Source organism: Bradyrhizobium sp. 31Argb (genome assembly GCF_043638955.1).
Classification (GTDB): domain Bacteria; phylum Pseudomonadota; class Alphaproteobacteria; order Rhizobiales; family Xanthobacteraceae; genus Bradyrhizobium.
In genome coordinates, this window is the sequence record NZ_JBEGDB010000287.1 from 1 (window position 1) to 10,188 (window position 10,188).

10 protein-coding genes are annotated in these 10,188 nt (G+C 63.5%); 7 read left to right on the forward strand and 3 right to left on the reverse strand.

What is annotated here, in order from left to right; translation table 11 throughout:
- The first annotated feature begins 167 nt into the window (after nucleotides 1-167).
- Nucleotides 168-1,232 carry a LysR family transcriptional regulator gene (locus AAFX91_RS34390; protein WP_394569529.1) on the forward strand — a complete coding sequence of 355 codons (1,065 nt, stop codon included), beginning with the start codon at nucleotides 168-170 and terminating at the stop codon, nucleotides 1,230-1,232.
- Here AAFX91_RS34390 and AAFX91_RS34395 read toward each other — a convergent pair.
- Nucleotides 1,222-2,181 (reverse strand): autotransporter outer membrane beta-barrel domain-containing protein, encoded by a 960-nt coding sequence (locus AAFX91_RS34395; protein WP_394569530.1) that lies wholly within the window; start codon nucleotides 2,179-2,181, stop codon nucleotides 1,222-1,224. The genes AAFX91_RS34390 and AAFX91_RS34395 overlap by 11 nt on opposite strands.
- Here AAFX91_RS34395 and AAFX91_RS34400 point away from each other — a divergent pair.
- On the forward strand, nucleotides 2,180-2,440 hold the full coding sequence (locus tag AAFX91_RS34400; RefSeq protein ID WP_394569531.1) for a hypothetical protein: 261 nt from the start codon (nucleotides 2,180-2,182) through the stop codon (nucleotides 2,438-2,440). The genes AAFX91_RS34395 and AAFX91_RS34400 overlap by 2 nt on opposite strands.
- Nucleotides 2,441-2,773: 333 nt before the next feature.
- Nucleotides 2,774-2,977, forward strand: a complete 204-nt coding sequence (locus AAFX91_RS34405; RefSeq protein ID WP_130581408.1) for a cold-shock protein — start codon at nucleotides 2,774-2,776, stop codon at nucleotides 2,975-2,977.
- A 37-nt stretch (nucleotides 2,978-3,014) separates the two neighbouring features.
- Here AAFX91_RS34405 and purN read toward each other — a convergent pair whose 3' ends face one another.
- On the reverse strand, nucleotides 3,015-3,707 hold the full coding sequence (gene purN / locus AAFX91_RS34410; protein ID WP_394569532.1) for a phosphoribosylglycinamide formyltransferase: 693 nt from the start codon (nucleotides 3,705-3,707) through the stop codon (nucleotides 3,015-3,017).
- Nucleotides 3,704-4,777 (reverse strand): phosphoribosylformylglycinamidine cyclo-ligase, encoded by a 1,074-nt coding sequence (gene purM, locus AAFX91_RS34415; protein ID WP_394569533.1) that lies wholly within the window; start codon nucleotides 4,775-4,777, stop codon nucleotides 3,704-3,706. The genes purN and purM overlap by 4 nt, the downstream gene beginning before the upstream one ends.
- Before the next feature lie 159 nt (nucleotides 4,778-4,936).
- On the opposite strand from purM, the gene AAFX91_RS34420 reads away from it, so the two are divergent.
- The 4 genes from AAFX91_RS34420 to ppx all read left to right on the forward strand — a co-directional run bounded on the left by AAFX91_RS34420 (nucleotide 4,937) and on the right by ppx (nucleotide 10,122).
- Nucleotides 4,937-5,479: a CDP-alcohol phosphatidyltransferase family protein gene (locus tag AAFX91_RS34420; RefSeq protein ID WP_028165891.1), complete on the forward strand. Its 543-nt coding sequence runs from the start codon at nucleotides 4,937-4,939 to the stop codon at nucleotides 5,477-5,479.
- 133 nt (nucleotides 5,480-5,612) lie between these two features.
- Nucleotides 5,613-6,290: a chromosomal replication initiator DnaA gene (locus AAFX91_RS34425; RefSeq protein WP_130581405.1), complete on the forward strand. Its 678-nt coding sequence runs from the start codon at nucleotides 5,613-5,615 to the stop codon at nucleotides 6,288-6,290.
- 127 nt (nucleotides 6,291-6,417) lie between these two features.
- The gene (locus AAFX91_RS34430) at nucleotides 6,418-8,598 is read left to right on the forward strand and encodes an RNA degradosome polyphosphate kinase (RefSeq protein WP_394569534.1); all 2,181 of its coding nucleotides are present in this window, start codon (nucleotides 6,418-6,420) and stop codon (nucleotides 8,596-8,598) included.
- Between the two features lie 21 nt (nucleotides 8,599-8,619).
- Nucleotides 8,620-10,122, forward strand: a complete 1,503-nt coding sequence (gene ppx, locus AAFX91_RS34435) for an exopolyphosphatase (protein WP_394569535.1) — start codon at nucleotides 8,620-8,622, stop codon at nucleotides 10,120-10,122.
- Nucleotides 10,123-10,188: the final 66 nt, after the last annotated feature.

Sequence of the window (10,188 nt, forward strand, 5' to 3'; positions counted from 1 at the left end):
GCGAAACTACTTCGCCGTCGTCGCCATTGCCGCCACTCTGCTCTGGATAAGGTAACTGTCCACACGGCCTAGCGCACTTATGTTGAAATTCCAGGTCGCAAGCAACATTTTGTGCACCTTCATCGCCTAGGTTGCGGCATCATCCCTTTACACGGGACAAGAAACGCATGCCGCATGATCTGGCCGGCAGCGCTGCGCCCATGCAGCGCAAGAAACTTGAAGACGCGCTTCGCCCTGAGTGGGGAGATTTGCGGGTGTTCCTGCTCTGCGCACGGAACCGCAGCTTTAGCCGCGCCGCCGACGTCCTCGGCGTGCCGGCAACCGCAATGATGCGCAAGATCGACAAGCTCGAGGACGATCTCGGCTGCAGACTGTTTTCGCGCGACGAGACGCAACTGGTGCTGACCGGCGAAGGACGGGCGCTGCTGTTCGATGTCGAGCAGATGGAGCGTCTCAGCCTCAATGTCGTCAGGCGCGCGCGTGCGCCGGCGAAGGTGAGCGGCACCGTGCGGATCGCGGTGACCGAGGGACCCGGGAACTTCTGGGTGCTGCCGCGGCTGATCACGTTCGAACGGACCCACCGCAACATCATCGTCGAGCTGCGTTGCGTATCTGACTGCGCTGAAGTTCCGCGGCAGGAGGCGGACATCTCGCTTCAAGTCGAGCGGCCGAGCGATCCCGAACTGATCGCGACGAAGATCGGCCGGTTACACATCCACGCTTTCGCCTCGAAGGCCTATCGCGATGCCTACGGCCTGCCGACATCGCTCGACGAGCTGAAGCATCATCGCATCGTCAAGCAGGATGGCGTGCCGCATGGCGACGGCACCTACAAGCGGATCCTCGGCGTGGACTCGCTGGAGGGCATCGTCGGCATCTCCACCAATTCCAGCGTGGCTGCGCTCTACGCCGTCGAACAGGGCGCGGGAATTGGCTTCCTGCCGAGTTCGGTGATTGCGCTCGGCGCGCCGCTGGTCGCAGTCGACCTCGGCGTCAACCATCAACTGGATCTATGGCTCTGCTATCATCGCCAGTTCCGCCACTCGGACCGCCACACGCTGATGATCGAATGGCTGAAGAGCATCTTCGATCCCAAGGTCTATGCCTGCTTCCGCGACGAATTCATCCATCCCGACGAACTGACACCGCTGATGGTGGGATCGCGCGAACATTTCGGATTGCAGAACTACGTGGCTCCAAAGCCTTTCCCGACCGAGTCGACTACCACTTGAACTCGACGCCGACAGTCCCCTGGTGCGACTGCATCGCGGCGCGGAATTTGCCGTCGTAGTTGAGGTAGAGCCGGGCGGTATTGGTCAGGCTGAGCGACGCCGCCGCGCCGGCATCCGCGCCATACTGGCTTTCGGCGATGCCCTGCAGCGTGATGCTCTGACTGCCGAGGCTGACGGTGATATCGCCAAAGTTCTGCGCGACATTGTCGACGAACTTGCCATAGGCCGAGAGGTCGAACACCTTCTGGTCGAAGATCCAGTAGTGTCCGACTTCCGCCCCGATCATCACCCGCATCCGCTCCACAGTGGCGGCGCTGGCGAAGACCGGATCGAGGCCGCCGAACTCCTGGAATGATCCGGTCCTGGCGCGGACATATTCGAGGCTCGCCTTCGGCACGATGCGGCTCTGGTCCTTGTCCCAGTAATAACTGAACTCGCTCAGCGCGCCATCGAGCTTGGCGTTGTAACCCGCCGTGGCCAAACCAAGACCGGTATCGCGACTGGAGTGGATGTTGCCGAAGCCGTGCACGACGGCGATCCCCCAGGTCCACGGCCCCTTGTCGACGGTGGCGTGGGCGCCGAACTGGGTCAGGTCGATGGCCGCCGATTGCAGCGCGAGCGGCACATCGATGTCGGTGCGACTCTGGTCGACGGAGAAGCCGAGATTGACGCCCGGCGCGATTCGCGCACCGATGCCGGCCACCCCGCCCCAGGTCTTGCGGCGGTCGCCGACGAAATCCCCGACTGCGTCGTTGCGCGCCGAGATGCCGTAGCCCTCGAACCAGGTGCGGAAGCGCGGTGTCTCCACGCTCTCGGATGCACCTCCTCCACCGGGGTTGGTCCGCGCCATGCGGTTGAAGCCGTTGGTCGCCTGGTTGCCGATCCGCTCCAGGAAGTTGCTGCCAAGATTGGCTATCGCCGAGCCCGCCGCGAGATCGGCGTTAACCATGCCGGCTGTCGGCGACGGGATCGGCGTCGGACTTGGGCTCGGCGTTGGACTCGCCACTGGGGGTGGGGTCGGGGTTGGTGCAGGCGTCGGCGGCCGCGATTGCGCCTGCGCCGAACAGATCGTGCCGATGGCCAGGCAAAGCGCGGCCGCAATCGCCCATGCGAGGCCGCGGCAGCCCCTGACGGAGCTTGCCCGCGACGGGCGCCACGAGCAGCGCGTGTATTCAATTCCCAAACGACGCGAGCCTGAAAATGCGTAAAAACAGCTGTAGATATCGGCCGATTTGCCCCTACTTCACCGGGAGCGTCAATCAGCCGGCCTTGCACACTTCGCCTCAGGCCGCAGCATTGTTGTCGATCGGCCACAGGCGTTGCCGCGGAGCACCGATTTTATGTGGCACACCAGAGGCTTGCTAACTTGCAGTTTTCGTGTTGCAATCTCCGGCACAATCGGATTGGGCCGTTCGACTGTGCGTTTCGTGACCTTGAAGTCTAAGAATCGGATTTTGATCAGACTGCCGGAAACCGGTTTGTGGCGTGGCACGCGCAAAGCGTGGCCGCGTCTTTTTTACGTCTAGACGAGGAGACAGGCGATGCCGAAGGGTACCGTCAAGTGGTTCAACCCAACCAAGGGTTATGGGTTCATCAAGCCGGCCGTCGGCGACAGGGACGTCTTCGTCCATATCTCGGCGGTTGAGCGTGCGGGACTCTCTACGCTCAACGAAAACCAAACAGTCGAGTACGACCTAGTGGAGAACCGCGGCAAGGCATCCGCGGAAAACCTCAAGGTCTCCTAGACTCCAGTCACGATCAGCTCTGGCACTACCCCCGGCATCACCCCGGGGGGATTTCTTTGACGGACGCGGACGTTGCACTAACTTGCCGCGGCGAAATCAGCGTGCCGTCTGACGCTGCGTTTCCCGCTGTCTTGCAGACATCGCCTTCCAGCGTGAGCCGGCCTGCCGCAAGCAGCCGCAGCGCTTCCGGATAGATCTGGTGCTCGATCTGGATGACGCGGGCCGCCAGCGTCTCCGGCGTATCGTCATCGGCGACCACGACCGCGCCCTGCACCACGATCGGCCCGGCATCGGTCTCCGGGATCACGAAATGCACGGTGGCGCCCGAGATCTTCACCCCTGCCTTAAGCGCCTGGCCATGCGGATCGAGGCCGGGGAAGCACGGCAACAGCGACGGATGGATGTTGAGCATCCTGCCGTACCAGCGCTGCACGAATTCGGCCGTGAACAGCCGCATGAAGCCGCCGAGGCAGATCAGCTCGACGTTCTTCTCGTCGAGCGCGCGCTGCAGCCTCGCCTCGAAGCCGGCGCGGTCCTTGCCGAACGGCTTGCTCTCGATGACGATGGTCGGAATGCCGCTCGCGCTTGCCTTGGCGAGGCCGGCGGCGTCGGCGCGGTTGGAGATCACGACGACGATCTCGGCCGGAAAGTTTTCCGCCTTCGCGGCCTCGATCAGCGCGACCATGTTCGATCCGCGCCCGGAAATCAGGATGGCGACTCTGCGCTTCATTGCGAAAGATCGAGATGGCCGTTGTAGACCACGCGATGCTCGCCGGTCGCGTGGATCACCTCACCGAGCAACGTCGCGGTCTCGCCACTTTCGGTGAAGACCTCCATGACCCGCTCGACCGCATCCGCTTTCACGATCGCGATCATGCCGATGCCGCAGTTGAAGGTGCGCAGCAGCTCGAGCTCGGCGATACCGCCCGCTTCCGCCAGCCATTTGAACACCGGCAGGACCGGCAGCCGGGCGAGATCGATGCCGACACCCAGGTGCTTCGGCAGCACCCGCGGAATGTTGTCGGTGAAGCCGCCGCCGGTAATGTGCGCCAGCCCCTTGATCGCCCCGGTCTCGCGGATCGCGCGCAGGCAGGATTTGACGTAGAGCTTGGTCGGCGTCAGCAGCGCGCCGCCGAGCGTCATAACCGGCGAGAATGGCGCCGGCGCGTCGAAGCTGACGCGCGACTGCTCGACGATCTTGCGCACCAGCGAAAATCCGTTGGAGTGGACGCCGGAGGAAGCAAGGCCGATCACGGCATCGCCAATGGCGATATCCGGTCGCGGCAAGAGCGTCCCGCGCTCGGCGGCCCCGACCGCAAACCCGGCGAGGTCATAATCGCCGTCCTTGTAGAGCCCCGGCATCTCCGCGGTCTCGCCGCCGATCAGCGCGCAGCCGGATTCGCGGCAGCCCTCGGCGACACCCGCGACGATCGCAGCCGTCGCCTCCGGATCGAGCTTGCCGCAGGCGAAATAGTCCAGGAAGAACAGCGGTTCCGCGCCCTGCACGACGAGGTCGTTGACCGACATCGCCACCAGGTCGATGCCGATCCCATCATGCAGCCCGGTCTCGATCGCGATCTTGACCTTGGTGCCGACACCATCGGTCGCGGCCACCAGCACGGGGTCCTTGAAGCCGGCCGCCTTCAGATCGAACAGGCCGCCGAAGCCGCCGATCTCGGCGTCCGCACCGGCGCGCGCGGTGGCACGGACCATCGGCTTGATCAGATCGACCAGCCGGTTGCCCGCATCGATGTCGACGCCGGAATCCGCGTAAGTGAGGCCGTTCTTGCGCTCGGTCATGCAAAATTCCAGTTGAAGACGGCTGGTTACGAGGAATTCCGCCCCCGCGCAATGGCTCGCAAGGCGGCAGGCGGTATACTATGTAGATAACGACCGGCTCAGCCCCCAGAGGGGCCGAATCTTCCGTGAATTCAGGCCGGTAGCCGGGAAGCGACCGAGTTGAGCATACCCAATATCATCACGCTGGGCCGCATCATTCTGGTGCCGGTCATCGTCTGGGCGATCGTCTCCAGCCAGATGGAAATCGCGTTTGCGATCTTCGTGATTGCCGGCGTCAGCGACGCCGTCGACGGTTTCCTCGCCAAGCGCTTCAACATGACGAGCGAGCTCGGCGCCCTGCTCGATCCGCTCGCCGACAAGGCGCTGCTGGTGTCGATCTATGTGGCGCTCGGGATCTGGGGCGCGGTGCCGCGCTGGCTTGTCATCCTCGTGGTGTCGCGCGACATCATGATCGTGGCGGCGGTGATCGTGTCCTGGCTGTTCGACAAGCCGGTCGAGATAAAACCGCTGATGGTCTCGAAACTTAACACGGGGGCTCAGGTTGCCTTCGCAGCCCTGGTGCTGGCCTCGCTCGGTTTCGGTTTCCAGCCAAGGCCTTATGATCTGATCCTGATGGGATTTGTCACCATCTTTACTTTGGTTTCCGTCTCCCTCTATCTCGTGGAGTGGGTGCGGCACATGAGCACGATCGAAGCGCGCTAGAGCGCTTTCGAGCTAAGAGCGTTTTCGAGCGAAGTGGGCACCGGTTCGCATAGCAATCAAGTTTACGCAGATTGCGTAGACTTATCTGCGCAGAAAACGCGTCAAGAGAATGAAAGCCCCGGAGAGTTTTTGCGTGGCAGGTAGCGTTCACCCTCGTCAGCTTGCGTTGGCGCTGCCGCATGCGGAGAGCCTGACCCGCGACGACTTCCTCGAGGGAACGGCGAATGAGGCCGGCCTCGCTCTGATCGAGAGCTGGCCCGACTGGCCGAACCGCATCATGCTGCTGGTCGGCCCCGAAGGATCGGGGAAAAGCCACCTCGCCGCGATCTGGGCCGAGCGGGCCGGCGCGCGCTCGACAGCGGCGCACGCACTGTCGGCCGAGACCGTGCCGGCGGACCTCGCGACCGGTGCACTCGTTGTCGAAGACTTGAACCCGCACGGCTTCGACGAGCGCGCGATGTTTCACCTGCTCAATCTCGCCCGCCAGGACGAAGCCTTCGTGCTGATGACCGCTCGCATTCCGCCGTCGGCGTTCGAGATCGAATTGCGCGACCTCCGGTCACGGCTGCGTGCGGTGCCGACCGTGTCATTGTTGCCGCCAGACGATCTCTTGTTTCGCGGCCTGATCGTCAAATACTGCACGGACCGCCAGATGACCGTGGACGAATCACTGGTGAGCTATCTCGCCAGCCGGATCGAGCGCTCCTACGCCGCCGCCCGCCAGGCGGTGGAACTGCTCGACACCGAGGCGCTGCGGCTCGGGCGGCCGGTGACCCGGGCGCTGGCGGCGGAACTGTGGCGCAACGCCTGACCCTGTGACTTGACGGCGCTGGCGCGGAGAACGTCAATGTCATCGAAACGTCATCCCCTTATCACAAGGTTTGCGTTGCCTTTGCTTGAGTGGCTCTGGCCCTGAACGCGAATGGATCGAGAACTTCATGGAATCGGCACAACCTATTGAAGTACAAGAGAAAGAACAGGTTGCTGAGAGGCTGCCGGCGGTCGCGACGAGCCCCGAACGCTTCATCAACCGCGAGCTTTCCTGGCTGCATTTCAATCGCCGCGTGCTGGAAGAGGCCGTCAATCCCGGCCATCCCGCGCTCGAGCGGGTGAGATTCCTGTCGATATCCGCCAACAACCTCGACGAGTTCTTCATGGTCCGCGTCGCCGGTATCAAGGCGCAGGTCCGTGAAGGCATCCCGGAGCGCAGCCCCGATGGCCTGACGCCATCCGAACAGCTCGTCCTGATCAACCAGACCGTTTCCAAGCTCGCCTCCGACCAGCAGGCGATCTGGAGCGACCTGCGCACGATGCTCTCGGAAGTCGGCATCAACCTCGTCGATGGGCGGGACGTCACCAAGACGGAGCGGGCCTGGATCGAGGATCATTTCCTGCACAGCATCTTCCCGCTGCTGACGCCGCTCGCGATCGATCCGGCGCATCCCTTCCCGTTCATTCCGAACCTCGGCTTCACGGTGGCCCTGCAATTATCCCGGGTCTCCGACGGCAAGGCGATGAACGCGCTGATCCGCATGCCCGGCAAGATCGACCGCTTCATCCGCATCCCCAGTGATGGCCGGCTGCGCCTGATCACGTTGGAGCAGGCCACCGGCCTCTTCATCGGGCGCCTGTTCCCGGGCTACACGGTCAACGGCCAGGGCGCCTTCCGCGTCATCCGCGACTCCGAAATCGAAATCGAGGAAGAAGCCGAAGACCTCGTCCGCACGTTCGAGACCGCGCTGAAGCGACGTCGGCGCGGATCGGTGATCCGGCTGGAGATCGAGGCCAAGATGCCGGAAGAGCTGCGCCTGTTCGTGCAGCACGCGCTCAACGCCGCCGACGACGAGGTTTTCCTGGTCGACGGCGTGCTGGCCATGAACGAGCTGTCGCAACTCACCCGGCTCGACCGGCCCGATCTCGAATTCACACCCTATGTGCCGCGTCATCCGGAACGGGTGCGCGACCATGGCGGTGATATCTTCGCCGCGATCCGGCAGAAGGACCTGATCGTCCACCACCCCTACGAATCCTTCGACGTCGTGGTGCAGTTCCTGCAGCAGGCCGCCCGCGACCCCGACGTCGTCGCCATCAAGCAGACGCTCTATCGCACCTCGCAGAATTCGCCGATCGTGCGCGCGCTCGCCGAAGCGGCTGAAGCCGGCAAGTCGGTCACGGCGCTGATCGAGCTGAAGGCGCGCTTCGACGAGGAAGCGAACATCCGCTGGGCGCGCGACCTCGAGCGCGCCGGCGTGCAGGTGGTCTACGGCTTCATCGAGCTCAAGACCCACGCCAAATTATCGATGGTGGTGCGCCGCGAGGGCGGCAATCTCACGACCTATGTCCACACCGGCACCGGCAACTACCATCCGGTGACCGCGCGCATCTACACCGATCTCTCCTACTTCACGTCAGACCCGATCATCGGCCGCGACGCCGCGCGTGTGTTCAACTACATCACCGGCTATGCCGAGCCGAGCGACATCGAGAAGATGGCGGTGTCGCCGCTCACGCTGCGCAAGCGCATGATCGAGCATATCCAGGGCGAGAGCAACCATGCGCGACACGGCCGCCCGGCCGCGATCTGGATGAAGATGAACTCGCTGGTCGACCCCGACATCATCGACGCGCTCTATGAAGCATCGCAGGCGGGAGTGCCGATCGAGCTCGTGGTGCGCGGCATCTGCTGCCTCAGGCCGGGCCTGCCCGGGCTTTCCGAGAACATCCGCGTCAAATCGGTGATCGGCCGCTTCCTGGAACACGGCCGAATCTATTGCTTCGGCATGGGATATGGCCTGCCCAGCGCAAAAGCGGCTGTGTATATCTCCTCTGCCGACATGATGCCGAGGAACCTCGACCGCCGTGTCGAAGTGCTGTGTCCGCTGCAAAATCCCACGGTGCATCAGCAGGTTCTCGAACAGATCATGGTCGCGAATCTGAAGGACACCGAGCAGAGCTGGCAATTGTTGCCCGACGGATCGTCAACGCGTATGAAGGCCGCGAAAGGCGAAGAGCCTTTCAACCTTCATAATTACTTCATGACGAATCCAAGTCTGTCGGGCCGTGGAAAGTCTCTCAAGGAATCTTCGCCCCGCCGGCTTACTCGCCGCAACGAGCGCTAGCCACCACAAGGGGACTTTCCGGTGAAGCGACCGCGCAAGCGCGCTACCAGCGTCGCTGTCATCGATATTGGCTCCAACTCGGTGCGTCTCGTGATCTACGAGTCGCTGTCGCGCAGCCTCATCACGCTGTTCAACGAGAAGGCGCTGTGTGGTCTCGGCCGCGAGGTGCAGAGCACGGGGCTTCTTGCGGAGGATGCGGTCGCAAAAGCGCTGACGGCGCTGCGGCGGTTTCGCGCGCTGTGCCGGGTCCAGAGGGTCGGCCGCGTCTATGCGATCGCGACAGCGGCCTGTCGCGACGCCAGGAACGGTGCTGATTTCATCGCCGAGGCCGAGCGCATCTGCGGAACGCGGATCGAAATTCTATCGGGTCCACGGGAAGCCAAGCTCTCCGCCCTGGGCGTCGTCTCCGGCGTGCACAAGCCCGACGGCATCGTCGGCGATCTCGGCGGCGGCTCGGTCGAACTGATCGACGTCAAGGGCAATCGCGTCCACAGCGGCGTGACGCTGCCGCTCGGCAGCCTTGCGCTGCAGGACCTCTCGGACAAATCGCTGAAACGCGCCGAGCGCATCGTCCGCAACGAGCTGTCTGAGGTTCCGCAGCTCAAGGCGGGCCGCGGCCGCAATTTCTACGCGGTCGGCGGCACCTGGCGCGCGCTGGCGCGCATCCACATCATCCAGAGCGGCTATCCGCTCAAGGTGATGCATGGCTATTCGATTCCCGCCGCCGACGCGCTCGATTTCGCGCAGCGCTTGCGCCGGCTCGCGGCAACCAACATGCTCGCCAATATCGAGGCTGTGGCCGACGCGCGGCGGCCGCTGCTCACCTACGCCGCGCTCGTTCTTGAATACATCATCCGGGTGGCAAAGCCGAAGACGATCGTATTCTCCACCTTCGGCGTGCGCGAAGGCCTGTTCTACGAAATGCTGCCGCCAGCCGAGCGCGCCAAGGATGGCCTGATCTGCGCAGCGCAGACGATGAACGGCCTGCTCTCGCGGTCGGCGCGCCATGCCGAGGAACTGATCGCCTGGACCGATCGGCTCGTGCGTGTCGTGAGGCTCCGCGAGACCGACGAGGACCGCAGGCTGCGTCATGCCGCCTGCCTGTTGTCTGATATCGGCTGGCGCGTGCATCCCGATCACCGCGGCGAGGAGACGCTCAGCCTCATCACCAACGGCAATTTCGGCTCCATCACCCATCAGGGCCGCACCTTCGTCGCGCTCTCGGTGTTCTACCGCTACGCCGGCTTGAGTCTTGAGAACGAACCGCCGGAAATCGTGCAGGAGATGGTGCCGCATACGATGCTCGAACGCGCGCGCCTGCTTGGCGCCGCGTTTCGCGTCGCGCACCTGATCTCAGCAGCACGACCCGGCGTGCTGCCGTCGACGCATTTCCGCACCGACGGACGCAAACTCATGCTGGTGTTCGAACACCGGATGGTCGATCTCGTCGCCGACCGCGTCGGCAGCCGCTTCAAGCAACTGGCGCGTCTGGTCGGACGCACCGGTTCGATCGTGCGGCGCTAGGCCGTGTGGACTCTTGGGATTCTCAAATCAGATTGAACGTGATTCAAGGCTTTCTTTTAGGAGGAA